This window comes from Tenacibaculum soleae (assembly GCF_001693415.1).
Lineage (GTDB): Bacteria > Bacteroidota > Bacteroidia > Flavobacteriales > Flavobacteriaceae > Polaribacter > Polaribacter soleae.
Map to the genome: position 1 here is coordinate 214,393 of NZ_MAKX01000013.1, position 16,171 is coordinate 230,563.

The 16,171-nt window shown below is 30.4% G+C and carries 10 protein-coding genes; 5 read left to right on the forward strand and 5 right to left on the reverse strand.

The genetic code is table 11. The features are described from left to right. Positions 1-55: 55 nt before the first annotated feature. The gene (gene clpB, locus BA195_RS10675; RefSeq protein WP_068705294.1) at positions 56-2,659 is read right to left on the reverse strand and encodes an ATP-dependent chaperone ClpB; all 2,604 of its coding nucleotides are present in this window, start codon (positions 2,657-2,659) and stop codon (positions 56-58) included. A 166-nt stretch (positions 2,660-2,825) separates the two neighbouring features. On the opposite strand from clpB, the gene ytxJ reads away from it, so the two are divergent. Continuing rightward, the gene (gene ytxJ / locus BA195_RS10680) at positions 2,826-3,218 is read left to right on the forward strand and encodes a bacillithiol system redox-active protein YtxJ (RefSeq protein ID WP_068705296.1); all 393 of its coding nucleotides are present in this window, start codon (positions 2,826-2,828) and stop codon (positions 3,216-3,218) included. A gap of 70 nt (positions 3,219-3,288) precedes the next feature. Further along, a complete protein-coding gene (locus BA195_RS10685; RefSeq protein ID WP_068705298.1) occupies positions 3,289-4,845 on the forward strand; it encodes a DEAD/DEAH box helicase in 1,557 nt (518 codons plus the stop codon). A gap of 344 nt (positions 4,846-5,189) precedes the next feature. On the opposite strand, the gene BA195_RS10690 is transcribed toward BA195_RS10685, so the two are convergent. Continuing rightward, positions 5,190-5,627 carry a DUF4268 domain-containing protein gene (locus BA195_RS10690; RefSeq protein WP_068705300.1) on the reverse strand — a complete coding sequence of 146 codons (438 nt, stop codon included), beginning with the start codon at positions 5,625-5,627 and terminating at the stop codon, positions 5,190-5,192. Further along, on the reverse strand, positions 5,627-6,208 hold the full coding sequence (locus tag BA195_RS10695) for a MiaE family protein (RefSeq protein ID WP_068705302.1): 582 nt from the start codon (positions 6,206-6,208) through the stop codon (positions 5,627-5,629). Before BA195_RS10695 ends, BA195_RS10690 begins: the two co-directional genes overlap by 1 nt. 177 nt (positions 6,209-6,385) lie before the next feature. Between BA195_RS10695 and BA195_RS10700 the strand changes: the two genes are divergently transcribed. From BA195_RS10700 to BA195_RS10710, 3 genes are all read left to right on the forward strand, one after another. Then, positions 6,386-11,881 carry an alpha-2-macroglobulin family protein gene (locus BA195_RS10700; RefSeq protein ID WP_068705304.1) on the forward strand — a complete coding sequence of 1,832 codons (5,496 nt, stop codon included), beginning with the start codon at positions 6,386-6,388 and terminating at the stop codon, positions 11,879-11,881. A 215-nt stretch (positions 11,882-12,096) separates the two neighbouring features. Next, complete coding sequence (locus BA195_RS10705) at positions 12,097-13,125, forward strand: serine hydrolase domain-containing protein (protein ID WP_084443173.1); 1,029 nt, start codon at positions 12,097-12,099, stop codon at positions 13,123-13,125. Next, positions 13,126-14,580, forward strand: a complete 1,455-nt coding sequence (locus BA195_RS10710; RefSeq protein ID WP_068705306.1) for an FAD-dependent monooxygenase — start codon at positions 13,126-13,128, stop codon at positions 14,578-14,580. Here BA195_RS10710 and BA195_RS10715 read toward each other — a convergent pair. After that, positions 14,577-15,359, reverse strand: a complete 783-nt coding sequence (locus BA195_RS10715) for an alpha/beta fold hydrolase (protein ID WP_068705308.1) — start codon at positions 15,357-15,359, stop codon at positions 14,577-14,579. The two genes, BA195_RS10710 and BA195_RS10715, sit on opposite strands and share 4 nt — an antisense overlap. Before the next feature lie 144 nt (positions 15,360-15,503). Next, positions 15,504-16,169, reverse strand: coding sequence for a hypothetical protein (locus BA195_RS10720; protein WP_068705310.1), 666 nt, complete (start codon positions 16,167-16,169; stop codon positions 15,504-15,506). Positions 16,170-16,171 lie beyond the last annotated feature (2 nt).

The window sequence follows — 16,171 nt, forward strand, 5'->3', positions numbered from 1 at the left end:
AAAACAAAAAGCGATGCTTTTAAACATCGCTTTGAATCAACTATAAAACTAACTTCTAATTTTCTATTAAATCAGATTGATTTCTGAAAACTAGTTTATTATCAAAAGCATCTAATAAAATAATACTATCTGTTGATATAGTTCCTGCTAAAATTTCTTTAGATAATTGGTTTAACACTTCCTTTTGAATAACACGCTTTACTGGTCGTGCACCAAATTCTGGTTGATAGCCTTTTACGGCTAAATAAGCAACAGCTTCGTCCGTAGCATCAAAAGTGATGTTTTGCTCAGCAATCATTCTTTTAACATTATTTAATTGAATTTTTACAATTTGTTTAATGTTCTTTTCTGACAATGGGGTAAACAAGGTGATGTCATCAATTCGGTTAATAAATTCAGGACGTACGGTTTGTTTTAGTAAACCTAAAACTTCAGTTTTAGCAAGTTCCATAGTGGTGTCAATATCACCTTTTAAATTATCGAATTTTTCTTGAATTATATGGCTCCCCATGTTAGATGTCATAATAATTATGGCGTTTTTAAAATCAGCAACACGACCTTTATTATCAGTTAATCTACCTTCATCTAATACTTGTAATAAGATGTTAAAAGTATCGGGATGCGCTTTTTCTATTTCATCTAATAAAATAACAGAATAAGGTTTTCTACGAACAGCTTCTGTTAATTGCCCTCCTTCATCATAACCAACATAACCAGGAGGCGCTCCAACTAATCTGCTTACTGAATGACGCTCTTGATATTCACTCATATCAATACGAGTCATGGCGTTTTCATCATCAAATAAATAATCGGCTAGTGCCTTTGCCAATTCTGTTTTACCAACACCTGTAGTTCCTAAAAACAAGAAACTTCCGATTGGTTTATTAGGGTTTTGCAATCCTGACCTAGAACGGCGTACAGCATCAGCAACAGCTTCAATTGCCTCTTCTTGTCCTACGACCCTTTTGTGTAATTCGTCTTCTAATTTTAATAATTTTTCACGTTCTGATTGTAACATCTTTGTTACTGGTACACCAGTCCATTTAGCAACAACTTCAGCTATATTATCATAAGTAACCTCTTCTTTAATCAAGGCATTTTCGCTTTGGTTTGCTAAAATTTCTTGTTGTTTTTCAAGTAATTCTTGCGCTTCCTTTATTTTTCCATAGCGTAACTCAGCAACTTTACCATAATCACCATTTCGTTCTGCTTTATCAGCTTCTAGTTTGTAGTTTTCAATATCCGTTTTTAATTGCTGAATGGTATCTACAACTGCTTTTTCTGACTGCCATTTTGCGTTAATATCATTACGTTCTTCTTTAAAATTAGCTAAATCGGCATTTAATGATTTTAATTTAGTTTCGTCATTTTCACGTTTTATAGCTTCAATTTCAATCTCTAATTGCATTATTTTACGATCTAAAACATCTAATTCTTCTGGTTTCGAATTGATTTCCATTCGTAATTTTGCAGCAGCTTCATCCATTAAATCGATAGCTTTATCTGGTAAAAACCGATTGGTAATATAACGTTGCGATAATTCTACTGCACCAATAATAGCTTCATCTTTAATACGTACTTTATGGTGTGTTTCATATTTGTCTTTAATTCCTCGAAGAATAGAAATAGCACTTTCAGTATCAGGTTCATCAACGATAACTTTTTGAAAACGACGTTCTAAAGCCTTATCTTTTTCAAAATATTTTTGATACTCATCTAAGGTTGTAGCACCAATAGCACGTAATTCACCTCGCGCCAAAGCGGGTTTTAATATATTGGCAGCATCCATAGCTCCTTGTCCGCCACCAGCACCAACTAAAGTGTGAATTTCATCAATAAATAACACAATATCTCCTTCAGATGTAGTTACTTCTTTAACAACTGCTTTTAAGCGTTCTTCAAATTCACCCTTAAATTTAGCCCCAGCAATTAAGGCTCCCATATCTAACGAGTAAATAATTTTATCTTTTAAATTTTCAGGAACATCACCACGAATAATTCTATGCGCTAAACCTTCAGCAATGGCGGTTTTACCTGTTCCGGGTTCACCAACTAAAATGGGGTTGTTTTTTGTTCTACGAGATAAAATTTGGAGTAATCGACGAATTTCTTCATCACGACCAATTACGGGGTCTAATTTTCCGTCTTGTGCTAATTTATTTAAATTATTAGCATATTTATTTAAAGAGTTATAGGTTTCTTCGGCACTTTGAGAGGTAACTCTTTCGCCTTTTCGTAACTCATCAATAGCTAATTTTAAATTTTTTTCGCTAACACCTTGGTCTTTTAAAACCTGTGCTATTTGACTTTTCGATTTGAAAATTGCTAAAATTAAATGTTCAATAGAAACGTACTCATCATCCATTTTTTTAGCAATAATACTTGCTTCGTTTAATGTTTTGTTAGTTTCTCTAGAAAGCATTAATTCGCCCCCCGTAACTTTAGAAAAACTTTCTAGTTGTTTTTCTAAAATTTGTTGAATCACTTCAACATTAAGGTTAAGTTTCTTTAAAATAAAAGGAAGTACATTTTCATCAACAATAAATAAAGCTTTAAAAATATGCTCATTTTCTATTTGTTGATTTCCATTGCTTTGCGCTAATTGTTGCGCTTGTTGAATGGTTTCTTGTGATTTTATTGTATAATTGTTAAAATTCATTGTTTTTAGTGTTTATCTTTTCCAAACAATCAAAGTCAAAAGTAATACCATTAAATAAATTCAACTTATTGATGACAAAATGTCTTTAAAGTTAGTGTTTTACTGACTTTTTGACTTATTGTAAGGTTTCACTATCATACATCGACATATATTAAAAATAGATTTAATGGGTATATTTAATTCAATATTTGGAAATAAAGAACAAGAAGAAAAAAAGGAAGAATCTTTTATTAATTGGATTCCATTAACTTCTTTAGAACAATTAAAAAAGATAAAAGAGCAATCTAAAAATGAGGCTGTAGCAATTTTTAAACATTCTACCCGATGTGGAATTAGTAGCATGGTAATTAAACGTTTTGTAAGTAGTTTTGATGAAAGTTTAAAAGACTTTAAAGTATACTATCTTGATTTACTTTCTTATCGAGATATCTCAGATGAAATAGGGTATGAGTTTCAGGTTTTGCATCAATCACCACAATTATTAGTAATTAAAAATAGTACTGTTGTGGCACATGCTTCTCATTATGAGATTGCTCGAATCGATTTAAGAGAATTCTAAAAAAGTCACGGATTTTAGCCAATTTTACTTAAATACGTCGTATTTTTGCTTACTACAAAAAAGTATAAAATTGAGCGACGAAATCACAACAACACAAGAAACGAAAGGGAAAAATTTATACGATTATCAGAAAGAAGCACTTTTTAAAATTTTTAAAAGTTTTGAAAATGCTCCTGAGAATTATCATTTATTATATCAATTACCAACGGGAGGAGGTAAAACAGTAATTTTTTCTGAAATTACCCGTCAATACATCAAACATTACCAAAAAAAGGTGTTAATAATGACACACCGAATTGAGTTATGTAAACAAACTGCTAAAATGTTAGGCGAGTTTGGTGTAGAAAATAAAATTATTGATAGCAAAGCTAGTTTAGATGATCAAGGGCAATACGACTGTTTTGTAGCCATGGTTGAAACACTTAACAATCGTTTAAATGACGATATGTTAGATATTTCTGATGTTGGTTTAGTTATCATAGATGAGGCACATTACAATTCATTTACAAAATTATTTAAGTTTTTTGATAAATCGTTTGTACTTGGGGTTACAGCAACTCCGTTGAGTTCGAATATTAAATTACCAATGAAAGACAATTATGATGATTTAATTGCAGGTGAAAGTATTGGAACTTTAATTCAGAATGAATATTTAGCAAGAGCAAATGTTTTTTCATATAATGTTGGTTTAACGTCTTTAGAAATTGGAGCAAATGGAGATTATACCGTAAAGTCTTCTGAAGATTTATATACAAATACCGATATGTTATCTAAGCTTTTACAAGCTTATGAAGAACGAGCAAAAGGAACTAAAACTTTAATTTTTAATAACGGAATTAATACGTCATTGCATGTATATGATACCTTTAAAAGAGCAGGTTATCCAATAGCACATTTAGATAATACAAACACTAAAAAAGAACGTGATTTTATCTTAAAGTGGTTTCATAAAACTCCCAATGCTATTATTACTTCGGTTAGTATTTTAACAACTGGTTTTGATGAACCTTCAGTGAAATCAATCATATTAAATAGAGCAACAAAATCATTAACCTTATACTATCAAATGATTGGTAGAGGGTCGCGTGTTTTACCAGGGAAATCTGAATTTAATGTAATTGATTTAGGAAATAATTTTCATCGTTTTGGCCCTTGGGGAGCTGATTTAGATTGGCATAAAATGTTTAGAGCACCTAATTTTTATTTAGATAATTTATTGTCTGATGAAGAAATAGAAAACGACTTTAGATATGAATTGCCAGCAGATGTAAAAGAAGAGTTTTCAAAATCAGAAGATTTATATTTTGATGTTAAAAAAGTATATATTGATACAATTCAAGCAGGACAATCGTCAAAAAAAGTATTAGAAAAGTCAATCGTGCACCATGCAAAAATTTGTATTGAAAATAGTGAAGATGTTTTTGATGCGCTTATTTTAGCTAAAAAATTAGGTGGTGAAATAGATGACAGAATACATAGGTATTCTAAATGTATTTGTAAAAGCACTCATAATTTTATTGATTGGTTACAAGATGATTATCGTAAAAAATTGAATTCATATTTACGCGCTAATTTTGATGAAGTTTATGAACAAATTCATGGGCATCCACCGCCAGAAGAAGAATAAAACAATTATTTAATAAATATTAAACCTCCTATATATTAAATTCAATACTAGGAGATTTGAAACGAAACTATTAAAAATCAGTAGCTACCTAGTTACTGATTTTTTTATTTACAGGTGAAATACTATTTGTTATTAGTGTCTTTTTCAGCAGCGATTTTAAAATGCGTAAAATCTCCTTCAATATTTTTTTTCTTTACTTTTAATTAAGTGTTAACAACTGTTGTTGTAAATCAGTTTTTATCTAGATTAATAGTGTTGTGATTTGTAAAGATAGACGTGCTAATTTTTTTTAAAATAGCTTAAATAATTGATAGTATTTTTAATTTTAACGCTTTTGTTTTGAGTTAGATAGCTTGTTTTATAAAGTCTTCGTATTCGTAAAAAAACAACTCAAATTGGGTCATCGTTGCTACATAAAATTCGTAGCAATCACGCCATGTATTTTTATTATGGATGCTAAATTTTTTATCAAAAGGAACATATATACGACGGATAATTTTACGATTATCAAGCTCAAAGTTATCATGGTAAATAACTTCAGGTAAATATTCGGTTTCTAATATTTTTTTTAAAGAAAGTAACTGGTCGTATAATAATATGTTAGCATCTTCATCAATATGCTCAAAATCTAAGCAAACAGATGCTTTTTTACGATCTGCCTGAAATTTAAAAGCAAATCCTTTTATTTTAGTATTGTATAACAACCATTTTCGTGGAAATGATTTACCAAAACTAGTCCAAAACTCTTTACGTAATTGTGCTGATTCTTGTTTACTAAACATTATCCGTGTACTTTAGCAGCCGTTCCTCTATTTCTCATCATTTCTGCTTCAAAAGCAACCAAATCATCCCATTTTTTATCTACAATTTCTCTATCTTGATATTTACGAGCAAAACCCAAAAAAACGGTATAATGATTAGCTTCTGATATCATTAAATCTTTATAGAATTTAGACAATTCTTCATCTTCCATATTTTCAGAAAAAACTTTAAAACGTTCACAACTTCTCGCTTCAATTAAAGCAGCAATTAATAAACGTTGCACCAAAGCATTGGTTCTATCTTTAGTTTTTTTGAAAAATTTTTGTAATTGAATAGCATAGTCATTTTTTTGCTCTCTTCCTAAAACCATTCCGCGTTTTACCATAAAGTCATGTACCATTTTAAAATGTTCCATTTCTTCAATGGCAATTTCGCTCATACTTTGTACAAGCTCTGTTTCTTCAGAGTAATTTATAATTATAGATACTGCATTTGAAGCCGCTTTTTGCTCTAAAAAAGCATGATCGGTTAATATCTGTTGCAAATTATCTTTGGCTATATCTGCCCAAGAGGTTTTAGTTTCAAATTGTAATCCTAACATATTCTAAATTCATTTATCGTTTGCAAAACTAAGGATTATTACATTTAAGAAACTAATAGTAACCTTATTTTTTAGTTTAAATAGCTGCTATTTTATTTTTTATAGAATTGATTCTTAAAATAGTAAGAAAAAAATATAAAAATGGTAACTTTGAAGTACTTCAAAAAATATTTTGCTATGAAAAAAAATATAAAATTAATTGTTTTATTGATACTGGTATTTGTTGCTAATGCTTGTAAAAAAAATACAGAATTAGAGAAAGATATAAATGCATATAACGAATATATTGCTGTTTTTCCAGAAAAAATGGTTTCTGTTACTTCAAAACTTGATTTTTTTTTAAAGAAAAAAATTAATGCGACTGTAACTAATGATGTGATAACAATTAAACCAAGTGTAAAAGGAAATGTAACATTAGATAATAATGTTATTTCTTTTGTGCCTAGTGAAAAATTGGAGAGTAATCAAGAATATAAAATTACACTTCATTTAGCTAAATTGTATGCTAATATTGATCCTGCTTTAAAAGATTTTACAATTAATGTAAAAACAAAAGAGTTGTTGTTTAATATAGCTTTACAAGCTCCAAAAGTATATACTAAAGATTGGTATTTTGTTGAAGGTGTTTTAACAGCGAGTGATGTTATTGAGAAGGAAAAGTTAGCAGAAATAGTAAGGCTAGCTTATAAAGGAAAAAAAGCTGCCATTAAATTTCAAACTTTTGAAAACCTAGCTTCTAAAGTATATTTTAAAATAGATAGTTTACAACGATTTGTTGATGATGAAAATTTAAAAGTATCATGGAGTGGTGGTGCAATAAAATCAGCCTCAAAAGGTACACGAGAATTAACCATTACAGGAAAAAATAATTTTAAAGTTTTAAATGTAGAGGTTGCTAATACGGATAAACAACGGATAGAGATTAGTTTTTCTGATCCAATAAAAAAATCACAAGATTTAAAAGGCTTAATTCAGTTTAAAAATACACAAAAAAGAAATTTCACCTACAATATTGCTAATAATATAGTAACAGTTTACCCGAAATCATCTTTTAAAAACAAGGTGAATATTGAAATATTTAAAGGAATAAAAAATACCGAAAATTATAAATTAAAAGAATCATTTAGTAAAACTCTACATTTTCAACAATTAAAACCTTCGGTAAGCTTTATAAAAAGTGGAACTATTTTACCAAACTCAAAAAACCTTAAGATTAATTTTAATGCAGTTAATTTAAAAGCTGTTGATGTAACGGTTTTTAAAATTTATAAGGATAATGTATTACAGTTTTTACAGAGTAATAACCTAAGTAATCAAGGTAATTTGCGTTATGTTGGGCGCCCTGAAGCTAAATATACAGTAAATCTTACCAATCAAGGGGTTGATTTAACCAAAGAAAATGCCTTTGCAATTGATTTGGCTGAAATTTTAACAATTGAAGATGGTGCAATGTACCGAGTTGATTTTTCTTTCAATCAACAATATTCTAATTATTCTTGTGATGAAAACATAAATAATAGTACAATTATTTATGGTAAAAAAGAAATAGATACCAAACAGTACGACAATCCTAATTATTATAATAATGACTACTATTATAGCTATCGATGGAATGAAAGAGATAATCCATGCTCAACTTCTTACTATTATAATAAAAATAAAAGTACTAATATTTTAGCTACAAATTTAGGCGCAATCGTAAAAAGAGGTAATAACAACGCTATTTTTATAGCGGTAACTAATTTGTTAACAACCGAAGCTGTTGCAGGTGCTACGGTAACGCTATATAATTTCCAACAACAGCCTATTATAAATGCAACAACAAATAAAGACGGAATTGCTAATTTTGATGGAATTAAAAACGCTTTTTTTGCTGTAATTACCAAAAATAAAAACACAACTTACATTAAATTAAATGACGGAAACGCACTTTCTATGAGTAAGTTTGATGTTTCAGGATCAAAATTACAAAAAGGAATTAAAGGATATATTTATGGCGAACGTGGTGTTTGGCGTCCAGGTGATAACTTATTTTTAACTTTTGTGTTAAATGATAATGCGAATCCGATACCTGATAATCATCCTATTAAATTTGAACTACTTAATCCGCAGGGAAAAATAATAGAAAGAAAGGTACTTTTTAAGAATACAAATAATGTGTATGCGTATGCACCAAAAACAAAACAAGATGCCGTTACCGGAAATTGGAAATTAAGAGTAAGTGTTGGTGGTGCTGTTTTTAATAAAACACTTAAAATAGAAACAATAAAACCTAATCGTTTAAAAATAAAACTTAAAACCAAAGCTGATTTTATAAAAGCTGATACACCAATTGAAGGAAATGTTGATGTAAAATGGTTACACGGAGCAATTGCTAGAAATTTAAAATTAGACATTAACGGTAAGTTTACACAATCGAAAACAGTATTCGAAAATTTTAAAAATTATAATTTTGATGATGTTACGCGTAGGTTTGGTACAGAAGAATTTAAAGTATTAAAAGGAAATTTAGACAACGAAGGAAAAACAAATTTTTCGACAAAACCAAGGTTAGATAAAAAAGCTCCGGGAATGTTAAAAGCTAGTTTTATAACCAAGGTTTATGAAAATGGTGGCGATTTTAGTACCGATGTTTTTTCAAAAAAAGTATCTACATATAAAACTTATGTTGGGTTGTTAAATGCAACAGAACAACAATCTAAAAATTATTTATTTACGGATGAAAAATATACGTTTAATGTAGCAACAGTTACTGAAAATGGAGTAGGAGTTACAAATGATTTAGAAGTAAAGGTTTATAAATTATCATGGCGTTGGTGGTGGAGTACTACTGATAACGGACTTTCTAGTTATGATGGTACTCGTTATCATCAAAGTTATAAAACATTACAAGTAAAAACCAATGCTAAAGGTAAAGGTTCGTTTGATTTGAAAATTAGTGAAAACGATTGGGGACGTTACCTTATAAAAGTTATCGATAAAAAAAGTAAGCATGTTACTTCGAATATTGCTTATTTTGATTGGCCATCTTGGTATGGAAAGAAAAAAGGAAGTCAAGATAAAACCAATGCCACGATGTTGGTTTTTACTACCGATAAAGAATCTTATGAAGTAAATGAAACCGCTACAGTTAAGTTCCCATCTTCACAAGGAGGAAGAGCATTAATTACAATTGAAAACGGAACCGAAGTATTAAATCATTTTTGGGTAGCTACCACAGCAAAACAAACGGAATTTAAATTCCCAGTATTGGCAAATTACACACCCAATGTATTTGTAAATATCTCGTTATTACAAAAACACAGTCAAACTGCAAACGATTTACCAATTCGTATGTACGGTTCTATACCAATGTTGGTAAACGATCCTGCAACGAAATTAGCACCTGAAATTGACTTAGCAGATGAGTTAAGACCTGAGTCAATAGCTAAAATTAAAGTAAAAGAGAAAAACGGAAAAGCAATGACCTATACAATTGCTTTGGTTGATGATGGATTATTAGATTTAACACGTTTTAAAACTCCAAACCCTTGGAATACCTTTTATGCGCGTCAATCATTAGGTGTAAAAACTTGGGATGTTTTTGATGATGTAATTGGCGCCTATGGCGGAAAAGTAAACCAGATATTAAGTATCGGGGGTGATGAAGCCGAAGCAGGAAGTAAAAATAAAAAAGCCAATCGTTTTAAACCGATGGTAACCTATTTAGGACCGTTTAACTTAGCAAAAGGAGCTACAAAAGAGCATCAAATTAAAATACCTAAATATGTTGGTTCTGTACGAGCGATGGTGATAGCAACGGATGCTAAAAATGATGCCTACGGTAGTGACGAAAAAACTGCTTTTGTACGTAAACCTGTGATGATTTTAGCATCATTACCACGAAAAATTACCCCACAAGAAACCGTAACTTTACCAGTAACTGTTTTTGCAATGTTACCTTCAGTAAAAAAGGTGAAAGTTACAGTACAACCAAATGAATCATTTACAATTGTGGGCGATAAGACTCAAACTTTATCATTTAACCAACCAGATGAAAAGATGGCTTATTTCACCTTAAAAGTAAATGATTTTAAAGGAATAGGAAAAGTAAAAATTGATGCCCTTTCTGGTCGCGAAAAAGCATCCTACGAAGTAGAAATAGATGTTTTAAATCCGAATCCTGTAACCACAGAGGTAAAAGATTTAGTATTAAAATCAAACGAGGCAAAGGAGCTTAATTTTACCACCTTTGGTACAAAAGGTACTAATACAGCAAGTATCGAATTATCTACATTGCCACCAATGAACTTTACCAAACGTATGGGATATTTAATTCAATATCCACACGGTTGTGTAGAGCAAACAACCTCTAGTGCTTTTCCGCAGTTATATTTAGCAGAAATTTTTGAATTATCCGAAGAGAAAAAACAAGATATAGAGCGAAATATAAAAGCTACGATTCAGCGTTTATCTGATTTTCAAGTTTCAAATGGCGGATTGTCGTATTGGCAAGGAAATGGAAGTGCTAATAGCTGGGGAACTTCATACGCAGGTCATTTTATGATAGAAGCAGCTAAAAAAGGATATGCTTTACCAATAGGATTTAAATCAAAATGGATTGGTTACCAAAAACAGCAAGCACGTAATTGGCGTAATAATTCGTCATATTACAACAACGCTTTATCACAAGCATACAGACTCTATACATTAAGTTTGGCAAGCAGTGCAGATATTGCTTCGATGAATCGTTTACGAGAAACAAAAGGGATTTCTAACGAAGCAAAAATGCGATTGGCAAGTGCCTATGCGTTGATTGGTAAACAGTCAATTGCAAAAGGAATTTTAAATGGTTTAACGGCAAATGATTACAATAAACGACGTTATTCTAATTACGGATCTGAAACCCGTAATAAAGCCATGGCATTAGCTACTTATACATTGTTAAAAGAGGAAACAAAAGCTATTAAATTAGCAAAAGAAATTGCTGAAAGTTTATCTAGCAATAAATGGATGAGCACACAAACAACAGCTTATAGTTTATTAGCGATGAGCAAATATGCGTTGCAAAACGGTGGTAGTACAGGAATTAAAGCGAGTTATACTTTAAATAAAAATTCTAAAAATATTGAAATATCAAAAGCATTGTATGCCGAAGATATTGAAGATATCACTAAAGAAAACACTTTTAAAATAGCGAATAAAAATAGCGGAGTACTTTATGTACGTGTTTTTAACAAAGGAATTTTGCCTGTCGGAGAAGAAAAGGTATTTCAAAATAATTTAGAAACAACAATTATTTACAAAACAAAAGATGGCAATCGTATAATACCAAGTAATTTATCGCAAGGAACCAATTTTGTGGCAGAAGTTACCGTAAAAAATACAACAAATGATAACGTAGAAAACGTGGCGTTAACACAGTTTATTCCTTCAGGATGGGAAATTATAAATACTCGTTTTACTGATTTTGGAAATAATACAACATCATCTCAAGTAGATTTTACGGATATTCGGGATGCTAGTATTAGTAATTATTTTACACTTAAAAAGTATGAGAGCAAAACGTTTAGAGTGTTATTAAATGCCTCGTATTTAGGAACCTATTATTTGCCAGGAGTTCAAGTAGCGGCGATGTATGATAATGATTATATAGCTAGAACAAAAGGCGAATGGATTAAGGTAGTGAAGTAATTTTAATAGTCTTAAATAAGAAGTTCTTTAATATGAGGCTTCTTATTTTAAATTATATAGAAAAGTGTTTTTTTTATAAAAAGTATGTTGGTAGCGAAGCTATTATTGCAAACAATCCATCATTAAAAAGTAACAGTTCAGAAATTAAAAATATAATAAACGAATTTATTATCAGAATTTTGAATCGTTAAATGCATATTGAAAAAATAAAAATGATGGTAAATAAACAAATAAAACAATTTTTTAAAATAGTATTCATTATTGCAAGTATTTGTTCTTTGGCTTTTGTGCCTTGGGTTTTAGTAAAGGCATGGATAAAACCGTTACCAAATACAGTTCAAGAGCAAGTAAACGAAGCTATTAATTATGGGTTAGACGGAATGATTGTTTATGTAGATGAAGCAGGAAAACCACCCGCGTTTTATACTGGAGGTTGGAAAAATAGAGCAAATAAAATACCAGCGGATCATAAATCGTTATTTAATATTGGTAGTATAAGTAAGCTATATGTTGCTGTTGCTATCACTAAATTAGTAAAAAACAAACGATTATCTTTAGATAAAACTGTAGCTGATTATTTTCCAGAATTGGTAGGGAGAATTGAAAATGTAGAAAATATTACGATACGATTATTAGTTCAGCATCGAAGTGGTATTCCTAATTATACTGAATATGGTTATTGGGAAAACCCAACAAAAACATATGAGAAAGCACTTGACTTAGTTTTAGATTTACCTGCCAACTTTAAACCTGATGAAGATTACGAATATTCAAACACCAATTATTTACTACTTAGAGTTCTTATTGATAAAGTGGTAGGTTATAGCCGTAATCAATATATTAAAGAAGAAATTTTAGAGCCACTTGATCTTAAAAATACATTTAGTTCGCATAGTGAAGTAAATTTAAATGATATAATGAGTGGTTATTATGTTGGTTATGATGAAGACCAAAAAACAGCATATGACGGTATGTTTGCTACCGCAGAAGATGTAGGTGTTTTTTTACGAGCATTAAACGATGGTTCGGTATTTAAGGATGGAGAACAAGAAATATACACTTCTATTTACGAATATGAACATGGTGGTTTAGTTCCTGGTTATCAAAGTTTGGCAGAATATCATAAAGATATTGATACGGTTGTTGTTCAATTTATAAATACGACTGATTTTAGAGGGTATCAATGGAATTTATCACAAATTATAATTAATCGTATTGTAAAAATATTAGAAAACAATAAATAATTGAAAACGGATAAAAATTGTACATCAAGTTTTACGATTTGTAAAGAATGTCAAGGGCAAGGTAAAAAAAGTAAAAGAGTGCGTAAAAATGTACAACTTGCTTATGAAGCGACATTGGATGCATATGAAAAATCCGATAAACAAAAAGTAGCCCCTATTCGCCCAAAGGCAGTACAACAGGCTTGTTTAAAATGTAATGGTTCAGGATTATTAGCGGTTGACAAATATCCTATAGCAGATATAGAGAATTATCCACATGTAGCTATAATTGGCGGAGGTATTGGTGGTGTAGCACTTGCTGTTGCGTGTTTGCATCGTAATATTCCGTTTACACTTTATGAACGTGATGCTAGTTTTAATTCTAGATCACAAGGTTACGGACTTACCTTGCAACAAGCTAGCAATGCTATTAAAGGGTTGGGTATTTTTAAACTGAAAGAAGGTGTTGTTTCAACAAAACATGTGGTTCATAATCCCGAAGGAAAAGTTATCGGAGAATGGGGGATGAGAAAATGGATAGATTCTAATGTTAAAAAAACTTCGAAACGAACAAATATACACATCGCCAGACAGTCTTTACGATTTGAATTACTAGCACAATTAAGGGATACTAAATCTGTAAAATGGGGACATCAATTAATAAATTTTAAGGAATCTGAAGATGAATCAGTAACGTTGAGTTTTAAAGTTGATGGAGAAATTAAAAAAGAAAAAGCAGATTTGGTAGTAGGTGCAGACGGGATTAGAAGTACTGTTCGTAAACTTTTAATAGGTGATGATATTACGCCATTACGTTATTTAGGTTGTATTGTGATATTAGGTATTTGTCCTTTAAAAGATATTAAAAATAGTGATAATTCTTTGTTAGATTCTGCTACTGTATTTCAAACAGCGAATGGTAATGAACGTATTTATATGATGCCTTTTACATCAGATGCTGTTATGTGGCAACTAAGTTTTCCGATATCAGAACAAGCTGCAAAACAATTAAGCGAAAAAGGACCTAAAGCACTTAAAGATGAAGCTTGTCGTAGAACTCCGTGGCACAATCCTATTCCACAAATTTTAGCAGCTACAGATGAAAGTAATATTTCAGGATATCCGGTGTATGATAGAGAATTATTAAAACCAGAGTTGTTATCCAAAGCAAAAAAAGTAACATTAATTGGTGATGCAGCACATCCTATGAGTCCGTTTAAAGGGCAAGGAGCTAATCAGGCTTTATTAGATGCCCTGGCCTTGGCTAGAGGAATATCTAAAGGATGTAGACCTTTATCAGAATGGAGAAAAATAGGAATAAGAGAAAGTGTATTAACTGATTTTGAAATAGAAATGATAACGCGTAGTGCATCAAAAGTACAAGGATCTGCAGAGGCTGTAAAATTTTTACATTCTAAAGATGTGCTTCAAGAAATGAATGGCCCAAGACGACAATTTATAAATAAAAATACTTAGGAAATAGAATTGATATAGCTAATTGTTTTGCTGTTAAATAAGGATGCCTTTTCTACATTAACTACATGACCACATTTTTTTAAAACTACTAAAGAAGCGTTTACATGTTTTTCAACCACATTTTTAATAGCAGGTAAAAACAAGTGGTCTTCATCTCCCATAATATATAGCGTTGGTATTTTTAAATCTTTCATTCTAAATAATCGCAAAAGCGGATTAATTTCAGAAGTTAATTTAAACCAACGCAAAAACTCTTTTTGATAAAGTTTTTTAGCTTCGTTAACAAAAAGTAATCGCGATTTTTTATGATTTTTTTTAGGCATAATTATAAAAGCAAAAAGCTTGTATAATAGCATATATGGCACTATTGATTTAAATAAGTTACCAACAAAAATTAAAAAACGAGAGCGTAAATTAAATTTAATAATAGCACCTCCCATAATCATACTACTCACTAAACTTGGTTTCTTTTCAGCTAAGTTTCTAATTAAAATAGTACCCAAAGAAATACCAACAAAATGCGATTTTTTTATCTGTAAATAATCAATAACCTCTACAATATCGTCAGTAATAGCATCAAATGTGTATTTTTGATTAAATGGCGATTTTATAACTGATTTACTATCTCCATGACCGCGTAAATCAACAATTAAAACATTAAAATGTTTTTTAAAATCACGAAGTTGTTTGTACCAAATAGTGCTACTACCACCAGCACCATGTACAAATGTTACCCATTGGGTAGAAACAGCATGTTTGTAAGAATAATAATTTAACAAATTATAGATGTTTATAAATCCGAGCAAAAATAATTAATTAAAAACTTAGAATCTTAGTTTAATGCCTTTTTAAAATAATTCTTTAAAATTGCAGTAAGAACCTGTGTTAAGGTTCTTACTGTAATGAGTTATTATTAAGTTAATTTATATATTGAAAGTGATGATTGTATCAGCACGAATAATTTGTGTACTTCCAGGTATATAAGCAGGTTTTTGTTCAGAAAAAGTTGATTCGTCTTGCAATTCACTTTCTTTTACATTTTCACCAAAAGCATAATTTAAATTGTATTCATTTAATAAAACCTTTATCTCTGCAAATGTTCTTTTTATAAAGTTTCCATTAGTATCTTTTACCGTTGAATTTATAAAATCAGGTAAAAAACGTATAATTTGAGTATCAGAAGGAGGCACAGGCATAATATCAAACTGAATTTCGGCACTTGCGTTTAAATTCATATTGTATTTATTAGTATTCGTAGCATTTACAGGTGTTGCATACATTTTGGTGCGAAAAGCTTTTCCTTTATTTAAAACACTCGATGATTGTTGTGATAAGGATAATGATATTTTAGCTTTTGCCGTTGTTTTTGGAATTGTGTAAAAGGTAGGTTGATATCCAATTTCGCGGAGTAACTTTAAAGATGTTTCTGCATTATCAGGATCTGAATTATAAATTTCTAAGGTTTGCCTTAATGAGCCTTTGTCTAATGCGGCTTGTGCTTCACCAACACCCTCGCCAATAGAAGCTATAAAATCTCCTAAAGGTGCAGCAAAAGCATCTTTTAAATAATCATTTGAATTGTTTGACATGT

What these genes read in the sequence shown, in the direction of transcription:
- clpB (WP_068705294.1), bottom strand. Translation starts at nt 2,659, where the DNA reads ATGAATTTTAACAATTATACAATAAAATCACAAGAAACCATTCAACAA.
- BA195_RS10720 (WP_068705310.1), bottom strand. Translation starts at nt 16,169, where the DNA reads ATGTCAAACAATTCAAATGATTATTTAAAAGATGCTTTTGCTGCACCT.
- ytxJ (WP_068705296.1), top strand. Translation starts at nt 2,826, where the DNA reads ATGGGTATATTTAATTCAATATTTGGAAATAAAGAACAAGAAGAAAAA.
- BA195_RS10695 (WP_068705302.1), bottom strand. Translation starts at nt 6,208, where the DNA reads ATGTTAGGATTACAATTTGAAACTAAAACCTCTTGGGCAGATATAGCC.
- BA195_RS10705 (WP_084443173.1), top strand. Translation starts at nt 12,097, where the DNA reads ATGGTAAATAAACAAATAAAACAATTTTTTAAAATAGTATTCATTATT.
- BA195_RS10690 (WP_068705300.1), bottom strand. Translation starts at nt 5,627, where the DNA reads ATGTTTAGTAAACAAGAATCAGCACAATTACGTAAAGAGTTTTGGACT.
- BA195_RS10700 (WP_068705304.1), top strand. Translation starts at nt 6,386, where the DNA reads ATGAAAAAAAATATAAAATTAATTGTTTTATTGATACTGGTATTTGTT.